Below are 16,097 nucleotides of genomic sequence, written 5' to 3' on the forward strand. Positions count from 1 at the left end.
TGAACTTTATTAGTTTGAAAAGACTAACTATATGAAGTCAAGTAAAAATAGTTAATATATTTTTTAATTGGAATCCTAAAAAATTGCATTACAAAAAAAGTGAGACATTTTAATTTTTTTAAGTTAACTACAGATGAACTTTTCGCCTGTTTTTAATAAATGAAATATCACTCTTAATAATTTTTTAGCTGTATGACTCATGGCTACTAAGTAATGTTTTCCTTGAGATTTTTTTAAATATAAGTATTCTTTAAAAACAGGAACTCTTATACTAACTGTCCTAGCTGCTTGTAATAGTGCCCAACGAAGATATTTAGAGCCTCTTTTAACCATTCTAGCCATAGTTGCAGTATAATTGCCTGATTGATGAGTTGAAGGGTCTAATCCCGCGAAAGCTAATAATTTTCCAGAATTTGAAAAGTTTTTAACATTTCCAATTTCAGATAGAATAATGCTAGCTAAAACATAGGATATTCCTGGAATTGTTAATAATGGTGTTTTAGTTGCTATGACAGCTTCTTTTATTTTTTTATCTAAAAGATCTATTTCATATTGGATGTTTTGGATTAGCCTTATGCTTTGTTGTAATTCAAAACCAATTGACCATTCGCTTGTACCGATAGAATTAGTTGCAAGGATTTTAATTTCTTTAGCTTTTTCTTTACCATAGCGCCCATGAGAATTTTTAGATAAGATATTTGTTACCTTTGTTAAATGACCTTTTGAAAGATCTTTTACTGTAGGAAATTCTAATAATAAAGCATAAGAAGATTTTTGATGTATTGACCAAACTACATTACTTAGCTCAGGGAAAGCAAGATCTAATATCCTTGTTACAGATATTTTTAACTTCCCGCGATGATTTACCAACCTATATCTATGTCTTGCTAGTGATTTTAACTCATTTATGTTGTAATCTATAGGTAGGTAGGAATTAGAATCATCGCTGAAAAGCATTTGAGCTATAATTTGAGCGTCAATTTTATCGGTTTTAGTCTTTCGAAGTGTCATAGCTTTACGATAAAGGTTTACAGCAAGCGGGTTAAATATTTTTAACTCCAGACTGTTTTTGCGAATGAAATTGATAATATTATTGCCATAATGCCCAGTTGATTCTATTCCTACTTTTATATTGGAAAAATCATCAGAATATGAAGATAAAACATTTTTAAAAGTTGTAAACCCTTCAAAAGAATTTAGAAAAGAAAATTTTGTTTCAACTATTTCTTTTGAAGAGTCAAAAATATAGCAATCATGTTTATTTTTAGCAACATCGATACCAACAAAAATCATAGTTACCACTCCTTAAATAATTTATTTGACGTTGTGCTCCATAAAAACTATGTTAACGTATCCTTGCTACATATAAAACATCGAGTGTTATCTAACTAATTAACAATTGAACATAGAACTATGGTTAGAGCCTTAATGAAATAGTCTAAGCTATAGGAGGAAGAACTAATCCACAGCGTCTATGTTAATTATATATTAAAAATTAAATAAACTAGAAATAGTGCTTATACAGTTCTATTTCATTATACAAGGAGGAACTATGAATTCTTTAGAAATTTATTTTAAAAATCTATCCAACATAATATGGGGGAACTGGCTTATTATTACCCTGGTTTTAGTGGGATTATTTTTTACTATAACTCTGAGATTTCTTCAATTGAGACATTTTCATACAGCTATCAAGGAAACTATAATAGATCCCTTGATTAAGAAAAAGAAGATTGAGGGGGAGGGAAGTATATCTCCTTTTCAAGCACTAACAACAGCCCTTGGGAGCTGCGTAGGAAACGGAAATATTATAGGTGTAGCTACAGCAATAGTAGGAGGAGGTCCGGGAGCACTATTCTGGATGTGGCTTGCTGGATTTTTAGGTATGGCAACTAAATACGCTGAAATTGTATTGGGAGTACATTTTAGAGGAAAAGGAGAAACAGGATCTTATACAGGAGGACCCATGTACTATATCTCCAAGGGGTTAAACCTGCCCTTTCTTGGATTTATCTATGCGGCACTTTTATTTCTTCAAAATTCTGGAGGAACCCTCATACAATCCAATGCAGTCAGGGAAGTTATAGTGAATCTATTTAATTTAAAACCAATAGCGGCCTCTATACTGCTGGTTATTCCGGTTTTTTTAATTATAAATGGAGGGATAAAAAGGCTGGGAAGTGTGACGGAAAAGCTCATACCCTTTATGACTGCATTTTACCTTTTGGGAGGTCTTATAATTATAGCGGTAAATATAGACCAATTAATACCAGCTATAAAACTTATAATTTCTTCTGCTTTTAATCCTCAATCAGGAGCAGCAGGAGTAGCAGGATATTCTATGAAAAGAGCAATGAGGTATGGAGTAGCCAGAGGACTTTATTCAAATGAGGCGGGAGAGGGGACCGCTGCAGTAATTCATTCTACAGCTATTACAGATCATCCTGCCAGACAGGGAATGTTTGGGATCATAGAAGTTTTAGTGGACACCATCCTAATCTGTTCTGTGACTGGTCTGGTTATAGTTATATCTGGGGTAAATAGTTTAGATATATCTCCTGCTATGATGATGAGTACAGCTTTTTCAGAGATCCACTGGTCTTTTAAATATGTAATAGGAATAAGTATGATTCTTTTTGGATTCTCATCTGTACTTGCACAGTGGTATTTTGGAAATGCTACACTAAATTATCTTGTAGGGGAAAAAAGTCGGTCTTTCTGTAAATATTTATTTCTTTTATTAGTTTTTTTAGGTCCGTTTTTATCTTTGGATTTAGTCTGGTATATACAGGATGTTTTTCTGGGATTACTTATTATACCGAACCTTATTGGTATAGTTTTACTGAGTCCTCTGGTAAAGAGTTTAACATTGGATTTTTTAGGAAAAGAAGATAGGAATAAAGAAGTATATAGATCTGAATAAAGGAGGTTTCGTGTGTTAGTTGAAGAACGTAAGGAAAAGATAATACAAATACTAGAAAAAGATGGAAACATAAAGGTCTCTCATCTGACCAAACTTTTTAATGTTTCCTTGCAGACAATTAGAAGAGATTTAGAGACTTTAGAAGCTGATGATATCATAAAAAAAGTTTATGGAGGAGCTATCTTGAATAAAGACAAGATTCAGGAGATTGCTCACTCTACCAGAGAAAAACAATCTTTAATGGAAAAAGAAGAGATTGCTGAAATCGCTGTAAAATTAATAGAGGAAGGGGATTCCATAGCTTTAAATGATAGTACCACCAACCTTGCAATAGCAAAAAAGTTAAAAGGGAAGTTTAAAAAATTAACTATTATCTCAAATTCTCTGCTCATTATTACCGAACTTTCCAGTGTAGAAGGATTTAATGTTATCCTGCCTGGGGGAATATTAAACATAAAAGAACAGGCATTTTTTGGAGATATAACAAAAAAAATACTGGATGAATTTATAATAGATAAGGCTTTTATCAGTGTAAGTGGTTTTTCTCTGCGAACTGGTATAACAGATTATCCCTTGGAAGAAGTTCAGATTCAGAAAAAACTTCTAGAGATAAGCCAGAAATCTATTATTCTTGCTGACAGCAGTAAGTTAGAGTCCACATCCCTTATTAAGGTGAGAGACATCTCAGATGTGGATATTCTGGTGACTGACTCAAATATTTCTTCTGAAATCAAGAATATTTATGAGAAGGCAGGGATCGGCATAATAAGTCAATAGAACTATATAATTAGGATAAATTAAGCTGTTGTAGCATTGAGGAATATCGATGTTGTAACAGCTTATTTTTTTTAATAAAAAAAGCCCCAACAGGGGCTAAGGGGGTAAAATAAAGTTTACTCCTTTAATTCACAATTAATTTTATGTTTTATGTGGATGTCTGTGTCTACCTGGATCAGTATGTGATTAAAATCATATTTTTTTAAGTTGTGTTTAATCTTACCAGTGATCTCCTCTATTTCCTTTAAAATTAAATTATTATTTTTTAAAACTATATGAAATGAGATAAAATTATATCTTGAGCTGGGTTTATAGATATGTAAATCATGATATTCGATGATGTTATCATCAATTTTAATGACTTTATCCAGTTCATCTGGAGAGATATCTATAATATTTGTATCCATGAGGGATAAAAAACTTTTCTTTAATAATGGGTAGGAGTGACGCAGGATGTAGAGTGAAAAAATAATAGTCAAGATAGAGTCAATATAGTAGATCTTAAAAAAATAAATAAAAACACCGGCTGTTACAACTCCTACTGAGATGAGAGCGTCACTGAGCATGTGTAGATAAGCTGACTTAATATTTGCATCTCCATGTTCGTGATGATGTTCATGATGAGCATGGGTAGAGATCTTCATGGTATTTAGAAGATAAGCACTGATACCATTTGCAATTACTGCAATGGTTCCCACAATTATCATATAGAGAGGTTCTATGATTTCCGGATTAAAAAACCTGTAGATTGCCTGATAGATCATATAGATCATCGTTATAGATAAAAACAGGGTATTTACAAAGGCTGCCATCATCTCAGATCGTAAAAATCCAAAAGTATACTTAAAGGTGGTCTGTTTTGTACCTAATTTTAACGCAATATAAGTGATCACTATGGCAATAACATCTCCGGCATTATGAAGTGCATCTGCTATCAATGCAAATGAATTTGAGATTATTCCGAATAAGATCTCGGAAAATATAATTATTAAGTTAAAGATTATGATCCAAAGTATTTTTTTCTCTCTCATTTTATCCCCCTTCAAAACGGATTTAACTTCTCTATTGAAATATACATAGAAAAAGAGTTATAACCTTTTAAATATATTGAGATATTCAGAATGAACTTCCTATGAAAAATTAATATTTTCTAAATACGTATATTTCTATGATATAATGTATGAGATAACCATTAAAAACTAAGAGTTGATAGGAGAGATATAATATGAAGTTAGATAAGATTGAATATATAGATAGAAAAACAAATAAAATATTGGTTGAAAATGTCCCGGGAGAAAGTTTTTTAAAATTTTTATACCATAATCCATTTGGGAAATTACCTTTGGAGTTACTGGTGAAGAGAAAATGCCTGTCTTCTTTTTATGGAAAATTGATGGATCAAAAAACTTCAATCAATAAGATAGAAGATTTTGTAAGGGATAACCATATAGATATGAGTGAATCTCAAAAAAAAGTAGGAGAATTTATTTCATTTAATGATTTTTTCTACAGAAAGTTAAAGTCCAATGCAAGAAAGATAGAGGATGGGTTGGTATCTCCTGCTGATGGAAAGGCAATAGGATTTCAAGAGATCAATGATTGGGATAAATTTTTTGTAAAAGGAACTGAGTTTTGTTTAGAAAAATATCTGAACAATAAAGAGCTGTGGGAGAAATATAAAGGTGGAAGTATGGTTGTCGTAAGGTTAGCTCCTGCGGATTACCATAGATACCATTTTCCTGCTGATGGAAAAATCGGCAGTAGAAATAAGATAGATGGATATTATTATTCTGTATCACCCTATGCAATAAAAGATAATTTCAGGGTATTCTGTGAAAATAAGAGGGAATTAACTACACTGGAAACCAGTGAATACGGGGATATTTTGATCTCAGAGATAGGAGCTACCATGGTAGGAGGGATTGAGCAGACCTATACTCCTAATACCGATGTTAAAAAGGGAGAGGAAAAGGGGTACTTTACCTTTGGTGGATCTTCGGTGCTGTTATTGTTTGAAAAAGGTAAGGTTAGGATAGATGCTGATATTTTAAAGAATACAAAAAATGGCTATGAAACTAAGGTTTATATGGGTGAAAAAATAGGAGAATAAGGATGTATTTTAAAAAAGGAGACCTGATAATCTATGGATTGATCATAGGTATTTTTTTGACTTTAGGTATGAATGTCCACAAAATTAAGGAAACTAAGGCAGAGAGAGCTGAAATATATGTAAATAATCAATTAAAATATACATACAAACTTCAAAAAGCAGAGAAAGAATTCTATGTTGATACAGATATTGGAGGAGTAGGAATAAAGTTAAAAGATAATAAAATAAGGGTAATTTCTTCATATTCTCCCAGAAAATTATGTGTTAAACAGGGGTGGATAGAGAGATCGGGACAGACCATTATAGGAGTTCCAGATAAACTTTTAATAAAGATAGTGGGAAAAGAAGAGGATGAGGTGGACTTTATCCTGCGATAGAGACTGTTTGAAAATATAATGAAAAGAATGAGCTCTATAAAATATAGAACTCATTTTTTATTTCTAAATAATCGATATATTTTTCATAAAAATCTTGAAAATATATGTAGAAAATGTTATCCTACTAGGTGGAAAAATAAAAAATATCATTTTTGGCAAAGCAGAGGAAACTCTGTGACGCAAAACTAAAGGGCCTTTAAAATGGCAGCCAGTTGCAGATCTTACGAGATCTGCATTTTTTTATGAAAAAAAAAGTTGTTAGCTTATTTTTAGGTTGTGTTAAGCTATTTTTAATTTTTATGGATAAAAATATAATTTTTGGCAAAGCAGGAGAAATCCTGTGACGCAAAACTAAAGGGCCTTTAAAATGGCAGCCAGTTGCAGATCTTACGAGATCTGTATTTTTTTATATAAAATAACGGTTGTTAGTTTATTTTTTAGGGTATATTAAGGAATTTTTAATCTTCGGAATTATGAATTTAAAATAGATATAGAATAAAATATTAAGTTTACTAGGGGAGAAGGAAAGATGAAGAAAATAGTTTTATTGTTTTTGTTAGTTATATCAATGCAGTTATGGGGAAAGGAATTTAATGGAACCTATAGTAACTTTTTGTACTATAAAGATGCTATGAAAAGTGGAAGTGAGGTAAGAATAACTCCCAATGAAGGGGACAAGAAAGGGGCAGTTTGGTCACGAGACACATTTGATTTAAACCAAAAATTTCATTTTGAATATGAGATATATTTAGGAGATAGAAAAACTCAGGATCTTGAAACTTATCTTAAGGAGAATCCTGGTAAAAGTATATCTCCTGAATACGTTGATGTTAATGGAAATATTGATATAGGAGCAGATGGGATGGCTTTCATTTTTAAATCGTCAGCTTATAAAAATGATAACTATGGAAATGCAGGACAAGATATTGGTTATGGTGGAGGTAATTTTCCCCTTTCCTTTGGAGTTAAATTTGATACCTATACAAACCCTTACTATGATCCAGAATCTACTAGAGATTCAAATGGTATATGGAAGATGGGAGATATAAGAAAAGACCATATTGCTTTTATAGCCAAGGCAAAAATTGCAACAAATAAATCTTATTCAGGTATTATAGGTGGAAAATCTCAGCCTCTTGAAGTAAATGAAATGGAAGATGGAATGTGGCACAAAGTTAAGTTTGAGTGGGATCCAGGAATTGTTGACAGTTCTGGAAAGAGGAGTGGAAGTAAGTTCACATATACTTTTGATGGTTATAGTAAAACTTATTATGGAGATATAGTAGCTGATTATTTGGGTGGAGATAATAATGTTTATTTTGGGTTTACTTCGTCAACGGGGCAGTGGATGAATGAACATAAATTTCGTGACCCTAAGATTATCGGGAAAGTAGATAATAAATTAGAGGTAAAGAAAAGGGTTATCGGCAAAGAACTTTATGAATTAGGGGAGATTATTAAATATGAAATAACGATAGCGAACACAGGAGAAGGGGTCCTTACTGATGTTATATTAAAAGATGGTAAGGAAGTTAATTCAGAAACTCAATCAGATGTTAACCTTGATAAGGTTCACTGGGATCAGCTTTTAAAAGGTCAGGTTGTAACGACATATGGATATAAAACTGTTAAACAAGAGGACATAGATGAAGGCAGTGTCGTGAGAACAGCAACTGGAGAAGCCAAAACAACTAATGGAGAAATATTATATGGAGCTGCAGAAGCAACTGTAAAGACAGCAAGAAATGAAATAGAAGTAAGTAAAGTGATCCAAAGTGGAAATGGTTATACAAAAAAAGGTGATAAGATAACTTATGACTTTATTGTGAAAAATACAGGGAATACAACTTTAAATACTGTTGCTGTATCAGATCCTAAGATTTTGTCAGGAATTGTACTGAATAAAACTACCTTAGCTTCAGGAGAAATGGCAACTGGTAGCGGAGAATATACAGTAACTCAGCCCGATGTAGATGCAGGGCAGATAGAAAATACAGCTACATTTACAGGAATAAATCCTAATAATAAAATTATAAGCGAAACTTCAACAGTGACAGCGTATGCAACTAAATTAGATATAACTAAAAAAGTAACAGATACAGATTTAGGAGGAAAAGACACAGCAGCATATGGCGAAGAATTAACATATGTAATAGAAGTAACGAATAATTCAAATATAGATGTAATAGGTGCACAAGTATTAGATGATCTTAACACAGATTACTTTGGAACAGACATACCGACATCATTAACAGTAGACGGTAAAGCACCGGTAGGAGATTTTAAAACAGGAATTACACTACCGACAATGAAACCAAATCAAAAAGTGTTAGTAGAATTTAAAGTAAATGCAAACTATAGTTCTAGTATGTTACCAGGAGCATTAATAAAAAATACAGCAAGAGTAGGTTATGGAGGGACGGAAAACCCTTCAAATGAAGCCAAGCTTCCTATTCAAAATTTTACCGCTACAGATCTGGATATAAAACTTCAGGTTGAGGATCTAGGAGGAGATGGATTTGAAAAAGGTGACGGAATAGTAGATGATGGAGAGGAAGCTGAATATACTATTTCCATAACTAATCCGACATCGGTAAATGCCGTAAATGTATTGGTATCTGATGATTATAATGATTTATACCTATATAAAAATGATTCGTATAAATACGTTTCATCTGATGCAAAAAAATTAACTGGGGAAGATTTAAAAGAGGGAATAATTTTACCTGAAATAAAGGCAGGAGAAACGATAAAATTAAAATTTATGGTGGGATTCAGCTATGAAGGAAAAAATGTAGACCAGGATGACACAATTCCAAATGAAGCATATCTTTCGCTCCAGGAAACTTCACCTCTTAAAAAGTTGAGGAGATCAATTGCTCCTATAAATAAAAGTTCCAATAAAGTTGTATTGAAAGTTGCTAAACCTACATATACTCTTTCAAAGGAGATCAGGAATAAGAATGATGAATTTTATCCGGGAGATGTAGTAGTTTATGATATTACTCTAGAGAATACTTCTTCAGTTGTTGGAAAAAATATAAAAATCGAGGATAAAGTCAGTGAAATAAAGGCTTTTGAAAATTGGACATGGGAATCAGGAGTATTAAAAACACCTGAATCACTTCTTAAAACCGGCTTGAGAAAAGATCTTTCGGAGAATGGAATAGAACTATTGGCAGGAGAAATTAAAAGATATACAGTAGTTGGAAGGCTTAAAGACAGTCTTTCAAAGGGAGAGGTAAAAAATACAGTAAAGGCAGGAGAAAATTTAGAACTGCAGGCTGAAGCTACCCTTAAAGTGGAAGATGCTCAGATAAAGGTAACTAAAACAGCTAAGAAAAAATGGGTTTCCATAGGAGACCTGATCAGTTATAAGATAACTGTTCAAAACCTTTCAGGGAATAAGGGAACGGTGCTTAAAAATTTAAGTTTAAAAGATATGATGCCTCCTGGATTTAAATATGCTGAAGGATCTGGAAAAGTAGATGGAAATGATGCTGATGAAGATCTTAGAGGGAGAACTATTTATTTCAATAATTTAGAGCTTGTAGGAGATAAAAAAATTGAAATAACTTATATTTTGAGGGTTGGAACTGGAGTTAAACCTGGCTCTTATAAAAATAAAGCATGGATAGAAAATACTTCTGGAAAGAACCTGTCTAACATCGGGGAAGCCAGTGTGGAAGTTATAAATGATCCATTATTTAATAGTACAGTAATAATAGGAAAAGTTTTCCATGACAGAGACAATGATGGTTGGCAGGACGATGCCAATGCTTATGATATCAGAGTGCAGACCCTTTCTTCTCAAAACAACTACTTAGATGGTTTTGTAAAAAAAGGGGATGAAGAATGGAGAATCTCTTCAGAGTCTAAAGAATTACTCTTAGGAAACCTTGATGGAAGGGGAGATGAGAGTGAAAGATCTCAAAAGGTGATTTTAAGAAGAAGAATAAAAGATCCTAAAAAAATAGGAGATATCCTGATTAAATCCAAAGAAGGATCAAATATCACTTTAAAATCTACAGGTGAAATTCTAAGAAACCATAGTGGAAATAGAAATCTGACAGGGGTTGATTTAAAAGTAGTCAGAAGAGTAATAAAAGATCCTAAATACAGGGAAGAACTAAAGAATGTTAAGAGTTTAAAAAAAGTAAGGATAGAGAACTTTATAGAGCCTATATATTTTGATTCAGCGTATGCCAATATCAGAGATGGTGAAAATGAAAAATTAAAACAGTATCTGGAAAAATTGAGGGATAAAAAAAATCTTAAATTAGTAATTGTAGGTTATACAGACTCTCAAAGACCTTCTAAAAAAGCAAAGTTTAAAAATAACCATGAATTGTCCATTGCAAGAGCTAATACTTTAAAAGACTACCTTTCAATGAAGTTAGATCTTTCAGAAGAGATGTTTGTTATAGATGGAAAGGGACCTAAAAATCCTAAAGGAAGCAATAGAACAAGTACTGGAAGACAGCTTAATAGAAGAACAGAGATAGTTATAGAGTATGATGAGGAAGTTATGAAAAAAATACCTTTAAAGGTAGATGAAAGTGACTACTTTGAAGAGATAGAGATAAGAAATGACGGAATTTCAGAAGAGGGAATCCCAGGAGTAAGACTTGCTACAGTAGAAGGACTAGTAATTGAAACTGACCAATTTGGAAGATATCATGTGGACGGTATAGATGATATACCGGACAGAGGTAAAAACTTTATTATTAAAGTAGACAAGGTTACTCTTCCTTCAGGGACAGAGTTTACTACAGAAAATCCGAGGGTAAAAACTCTTACTAAGGTCATGGAAAAATTTAACTTTGGGGTAAAAATTCCAAAGGCAAAGAAAAGAGTTAAAGAAAAAGAGATAAAAGTAAGAGTTGGAAGTGTATTCTTCCTAACAGATAAATGGAATGTAAGAGAGGATCAGATAGATAACCTTAAGAAGATATCGAAGCTCCTTACTGAGTATAGGGGTGGAGTTATTGTGGTAGAAGGAAATGCTGACAGCCGGGCATCGAATAAATATAATGAGATTTTGGCATTAAAAAGAGCAAAATCTATAGGGAAAGAGTTGGAAAAAATAATGGGGAAAGATATGATTTCTAATGTAAAAATTGTTACAGACCTCTCTGGAGGTGAAAGATAATGAGTAAAAATAGAATATTTATGACTATTATCTTTCTTATGTTATTGGGAGTAGATGCTTTAGGTGAAAAAGTTGTTTCTACACAGGGAGATTTTGAGGAATCTCCCGCTGAAAAACAACAGCCATATAGTGTGGAATTAATCTCAAATGGTGAGGAAAAGCCATTGGTTGAAAACAATACTTTTGAAGGTATGAAGCAGAACAGAAGAACAGATGTGATATACAGAAACAGGATAAAGCTTGAAAATAATAAGGGGCTTTTATGGGCTGTTGTAGATCCGGTGACAATATCTCCTAAGCTGAATATTACTTCTGAAAGGGGAGAAATAGTTCCGGGGATGGAAAGCTGGTTTAAAATTTATACTAACTATAGTGAATTTATAAAAAAATGGGAAATAGAGATATATAAAAGAGGTGAAGATACACCCTTTGTAAATCTTAATGGAACAGATATTGATTTTTCTAAAAAAATCTTATGGACTCCTCCTAAGGAATTTTTTCCCGGGGATGAGATCGAATACAGGGTTAAAGTCTGGGATGGTCAGGGTAATTTTGATGAGACTTCATTGAAATCTATGGAAGTTGTTACAAAAGAAAGATGGGAAAAGAATACTCCAACAGATGAAAAAGGGAAGAGGAAGAAAGAGGGAGGAGAAATTTATGGTAGAAGTTCCCTCCTCATTCATAATATTCCTCTAGATGCTGCCAAGGTAAGGTTTTATGGTCGTGATTTTGATGAAGATATGAAACTTTACTTGGGGAAAAAAGAGATTCCTGTTGATAAATATGGGAAATTTGCCTTTGAAGAACATTTTTCACCGGGAACTCATATATTGGATCTTAGAATTATAGAAAAAAAAGAAGTATTTAACTATCCATTGGAAATAGAGGTCCCTGATAAATATAATTTTATTGTGGGAATTGCCGATGTAAAGAGTGGGAAATATGATGTTTCCGGAAACGATGAGATCCTTTCAAAGGATTATCATTACGATGAATCTTTTTATACAGACGGTAGGGTAGCTTTTTATTCTAAAAACAGATATAAAAAGTATCTCCTTACTGCCCATATGGATACCAGAGAGGAAGAACTGAAAAATATATTCAGCAATTTGGATGAAAGGGATAATAGAAGTGTCTTCAGGGATATGCAGAGGGATATGTATTATACAACTTATGGGGATGAATCTACAACTTATAGTGATGTAAATACACAGGGGAAACTTTATTTAAAGTTAGAGTGGGATAAAAATAACTTTATATGGGGGAACTATAATACCGGATTTACGGGAACCGAATTTGCCAACTATAATAGAAGTCTTTATGGGGCAAAATTAGATTTGAGAAGCAGAAAAAGTACTTCATGGGGAGAGGATAAAAACAGTTTAAAAGCCTTTATCTCTCAGCCTGGGACAATATTTGCCCATGATTCATTTTTAGGAACTGGGGGAAGTCTTTACTACCTGAAACATACAGATATGGTAGTAGGAAGTGAAAAAGTCTGGGTGGAGATAAAAGATAAAAAGACCGGATTAGTAGTGGAAAACCTATACCTTACAGGGGGAGAAGACTATGAAATAGAATATTTCCAGGGAAGGATAATTCTTTCAAGACCCCTTATGCAAATAGTAAAGGATGAACAGGATGGCTCCATAATAAAAGGTGATCCTTTAGACGGGAAGGAAGCTTATCTAAGAACTGATTATGAATTTTATCCTACAGGAATAGTTGATGATGATCTTTCTGGCGGAATAAGAGGGGGGACTTGGATTAATGAAGGTGTTTATACAGGAGGAACCTATGTAGAAGGAAATGACAATAATTTAGATTATACCCTCAAGGAAGCCGACATGATTTTCAGAAAAACTAAAGATACTTTTTTGAGATTGGAAATAGCAGAGAGTGAAGGACGGGAATCCGGAAGCAAGTTCTATTCCGATGATGGAGGACTTTCCTTTAGAGAAATAAAAGAAAATGAAAAAAATCAAAGCGGAAAAGCTTACTCAGTGAAGGGGAAAACAAGATTATCAGATCTTAATGAAGGTCTCAGTGATAATATACTTGCTGAAGGTTGGTACAGAAAAAAAGAAAAAGGATTTTCAACTTCAAATCTCGAAGATGACCGGGAAGAGCTAAATTTTGGAACTAAGGCCAGCTATAAATATTCTAAGAAACTGAAATTGAAATTTTATTATGATTATTCAGAAGCTGTTACTGACGAAAAAGACGTTGAAGAAAATTTAGGAGCAGCAGCTTACTATAGATATAAAAAACTTCTTTTAAGTACAGAACTTAAGGGAAACCATGAAGAGGATACAGATGAAAAGGGAGACGGATTTCTTGGAGGAATTAGGGGAGAATATTTCTTTACTCCTTCTACCTCTCTGTATACAGCTCTCCAGGGGACCCTCTATAAAGATGGAGATTATGAAACAAATGATATGATAACCCTAGGTGGAAAAACAAAGTTAGGGGATAAATTGAGAGTTGATTTAGAGTCGAGCCAGGGATCTAGAGGAGACTCTGTTCAGGCAGGGTTGGACTATTCCTTTGGACAAAATCACGATATGTATGTGAACTACCTTTTATCTGAAGACGAAGGTGAAAGGGGAAGAAGTATCACATTTGGACAAAAAGCTAAGATGGGCGAAAGATATAATGTCTATCAGGAAAATCAATTTGTTAATAGTGATTCAGATGGAAGCGGATTAATCCAAAGTTATGGACTAGACTTTGATGCTACAGAAAAACTCAGGACAGGAATCTCCTACCAGCAGGGAGATCTCGATAAAGAAGATGATGTAATAAGAAGGCGTAGTGTAAGTCTTTTTTCATCCTATGATGCCAGAGTGATCTTCTTAAGAAATAAATTGGAATATAGGAGAGATAAAGGCCAGGATGAAAAGAAACATCAGTGGCTTACAGCCAATAGATTGAAGTATGTTTTCAACAATGAATGGACACTTCAAGGTAAAGGAAATCTATCCTATACACAAGATGAAATTTCTAATAAAAATGATGCAAAATTTGCTGAACTCAGTATTGGTGCAGCCTACAGACCTGTATGGAGTGACAGACTAAATATAATCAGTAAATACACTTATTTATACGATCTTCCAAGTGAAGGACAGGATGACTCTGTTAACGATGAAAAAGCACATATTTTTGCTGTGGAAGAGATATATGATATCAATGAAAAATGGAGTTTAGGAGGAAAAGCAGCCTATAAAAAATCTATGCTCAGAGAGGGCAGAGATGATGGAGACTGGTTTAGTAACTCCACTGAACTCTATGCTGTAAAAGGCCTATATCATATTATTAAAAAATGGGATCTTATGGGAGAATACCACTGGCTTATTTCCAGAGATGCAGAGGATATGTCAGAGGGATGTCTTGTTTCCGTTCAATACCATGTCAATAATAATATGAAGGTAGGAGTAGGATATAACTTTACTTCCTTTGATGATGATCTGACAAAGAGGGATTATGATGCAAAGGGATGGTTTATAAACTTTATAGGAAAACTTTAAAAAAAGGAGGAGCTCAGCTCCTCCTTTTTGGTATTGTATTATTTTTCTTCCACTTTTAATGAAAATCTGCCTAAATTATCTGTTATCTCAAAGATCAAAATAGCAGCTAGTTTAGAAGTGATATTTCCAGAATCATACCTTGGAGATACTTCGGCTATATCAAAGGTAACTGTTTTTCCAGTTCCTGCAATATGTCTTATGAGCTCCCTTCCTGATTTTGGGTGGATTCCAAAGGGCTGAGGGGCACTTACTCCAGGAGCATAGGCAGATGAAAATACATCTGTGCAGACACTTACATATATATGGTCATTTTCCTCTATAAACATATTTAATTTATTTTTTACTTCTAATTCCTTATAGTCATTGATATCCCGGGCTAAAATATATTTAACTCCAAATTTATCTGCTGTTTTGAAGAGGGACCTTGTATTTCCATATTTTTGAATCCCTAACACAAAGTAAGAAAAATCTAATTCTCTCTCTTTACACTGATCAGCGATTTGTAAAAACATGGTACCAGAACTGGTTTGTTCTTCATATGGTCTCATGTCAAAATGTGCATCGAAGTTGATTATCCCAATTTTTGGTTTCTTTTGATATCTAGAGACTACATCTAGGAGACCATTATAAGTACCGAAAGCTACTTCATGTCCCCCTCCTAAAACTATTGGAAACATCCCTAAGGCTATTATCTTAGATACTGCAGTAGATAGAGCTTTTTGAGCACCTTCAAGATCTTCATCGATACAGAATATATTTCCGGCATCGTAGAGGGTTACATCTTCTCTGGTTTTAGGGAAGTTACACATCTCGCGACGAATAGCATTTGGACCTTCTGCAGCTCCTACATTTCCCTTATTTCTTTCTACCCCTTCATCACTGGAAAAACCAATGAAACAGACTGCGTTTTCAAATTTAAGATCCTCTAAGTTCTCTTCTAAGTCAATAACTTGAATGTTCTGATGCCATCTGAGGGAATCGTGATCCTCACCGTCGATTCTACCTTTCCATACATTTTTTTTTACCCTTCGGTAATTTCTAAAAAACTCTTTATTTATATACTTATATTTCTTTAAAAATTCCAATTTTTCTTCCCCCTAATCGCCTGGAGCGAATTTTTTTTATTATCTAGGAAATTATACCCCCAAGGGGCATCACCAAAAACCATTACTTTACAACATAAACATAGGGTTTTAAGATAAAATAAAAATTATAAAAACCTAAATTT

General features: G+C 33.3%; 9 protein-coding genes and 2 riboswitches. Of the genes, 6 read left to right on the forward strand and 3 right to left on the reverse strand.

Annotation, left to right across the window (positions count from 1 at the left end):
* Window positions 1-123: 123 nt before the first annotated feature.
* Complete coding sequence (locus NRK67_02705) at window positions 124-1,293, reverse strand: IS110 family transposase (GenBank protein UUV16830.1); 1,170 nt, start codon at window positions 1,291-1,293, stop codon at window positions 124-126.
* A gap of 259 nt (window positions 1,294-1,552) precedes the next feature.
* Here NRK67_02705 and NRK67_02710 point away from each other — a divergent pair, with 259 nt between their 5' ends.
* Together NRK67_02710 and NRK67_02715 are read left to right on the forward strand one after the other, a co-directional pair.
* Entirely contained in the window at window positions 1,553-2,923 is a 1,371-nt protein-coding gene (locus NRK67_02710) for a sodium:alanine symporter family protein (GenBank protein UUV16831.1), read from the forward strand.
* Window positions 2,924-2,935: 12 nt separating this feature from the next.
* Window positions 2,936-3,700 (forward strand): DeoR/GlpR family DNA-binding transcription regulator, encoded by a 765-nt coding sequence (locus tag NRK67_02715; protein UUV16832.1) that lies wholly within the window; start codon window positions 2,936-2,938, stop codon window positions 3,698-3,700.
* Window positions 3,701-3,816: 116 nt separating this feature from the next.
* Here NRK67_02715 and NRK67_02720 read toward each other — a convergent pair whose 3' ends face one another.
* Window positions 3,817-4,731, reverse strand: a complete 915-nt coding sequence (locus NRK67_02720; protein ID UUV16833.1) for a cation diffusion facilitator family transporter — start codon at window positions 4,729-4,731, stop codon at window positions 3,817-3,819.
* 194 nt (window positions 4,732-4,925) lie between these two features.
* On the opposite strand from NRK67_02720, the gene NRK67_02725 reads away from it, so the two are divergent.
* The 4 genes from NRK67_02725 (at window position 4,926) to NRK67_02740 (ending at window position 14,869) form a co-directional block, all read left to right on the forward strand.
* Window positions 4,926-5,810, forward strand: a complete 885-nt coding sequence (locus tag NRK67_02725; protein ID UUV16834.1) for a phosphatidylserine decarboxylase — start codon at window positions 4,926-4,928, stop codon at window positions 5,808-5,810.
* A 2-nt stretch (window positions 5,811-5,812) separates the two neighbouring features.
* Entirely contained in the window at window positions 5,813-6,187 is a 375-nt protein-coding gene (locus tag NRK67_02730; protein UUV16835.1) for a NusG domain II-containing protein, read from the forward strand.
* A 144-nt stretch (window positions 6,188-6,331) separates the two neighbouring features.
* A riboswitch (cyclic di-GMP riboswitch) is annotated at window positions 6,332-6,407 on the forward strand.
* A 90-nt stretch (window positions 6,408-6,497) separates the two neighbouring features.
* Window positions 6,498-6,573, forward strand: a riboswitch (cyclic di-GMP riboswitch).
* A 143-nt stretch (window positions 6,574-6,716) separates the two neighbouring features.
* Window positions 6,717-11,339 carry an OmpA family protein gene (locus NRK67_02735; protein ID UUV16836.1) on the forward strand — a complete coding sequence of 1,541 codons (4,623 nt, stop codon included), beginning with the start codon at window positions 6,717-6,719 and terminating at the stop codon, window positions 11,337-11,339.
* Window positions 11,339-14,869 carry a hypothetical protein gene (locus NRK67_02740; protein UUV16837.1) on the forward strand — a complete coding sequence of 1,177 codons (3,531 nt, stop codon included), beginning with the start codon at window positions 11,339-11,341 and terminating at the stop codon, window positions 14,867-14,869. The genes NRK67_02735 and NRK67_02740 overlap by 1 nt, the downstream gene beginning before the upstream one ends.
* Before the next feature lie 38 nt (window positions 14,870-14,907).
* Here the strand turns inward: NRK67_02740 and hutG are convergent, their stop codons facing one another.
* Entirely contained in the window at window positions 14,908-15,954 is a 1,047-nt protein-coding gene (gene hutG / locus NRK67_02745) for a formimidoylglutamase (protein ID UUV16838.1), read from the reverse strand.
* Window positions 15,955-16,097 lie beyond the last annotated feature (143 nt).

Source organism: Fusobacteria bacterium ZRK30, from assembly GCA_024628785.1.
Classification (GTDB): Bacteria; Fusobacteriota; Fusobacteriia; order Fusobacteriales; family Fusobacteriaceae; genus Psychrilyobacter.

Excerpts from the sequence above, each read along its gene's own strand:
- NRK67_02705 (UUV16830.1), bottom strand. The coding sequence starts at position 1,293 with ATGATTTTTGTTGGTATCGATGTTGCTAAAAATAAACATGATTGCTAT.
- NRK67_02710 (UUV16831.1), top strand. The coding sequence starts at position 1,553 with ATGAATTCTTTAGAAATTTATTTTAAAAATCTATCCAACATAATATGG.
- NRK67_02720 (UUV16833.1), bottom strand. The coding sequence starts at position 4,731 with ATGAGAGAGAAAAAAATACTTTGGATCATAATCTTTAACTTAATAATT.
- NRK67_02725 (UUV16834.1), top strand. The coding sequence starts at position 4,926 with ATGAAGTTAGATAAGATTGAATATATAGATAGAAAAACAAATAAAATA.
- NRK67_02730 (UUV16835.1), top strand. The coding sequence starts at position 5,813 with ATGTATTTTAAAAAAGGAGACCTGATAATCTATGGATTGATCATAGGT.
- NRK67_02735 (UUV16836.1), top strand. The coding sequence starts at position 6,717 with ATGAAGAAAATAGTTTTATTGTTTTTGTTAGTTATATCAATGCAGTTA.
- NRK67_02740 (UUV16837.1), top strand. The coding sequence starts at position 11,339 with ATGAGTAAAAATAGAATATTTATGACTATTATCTTTCTTATGTTATTG.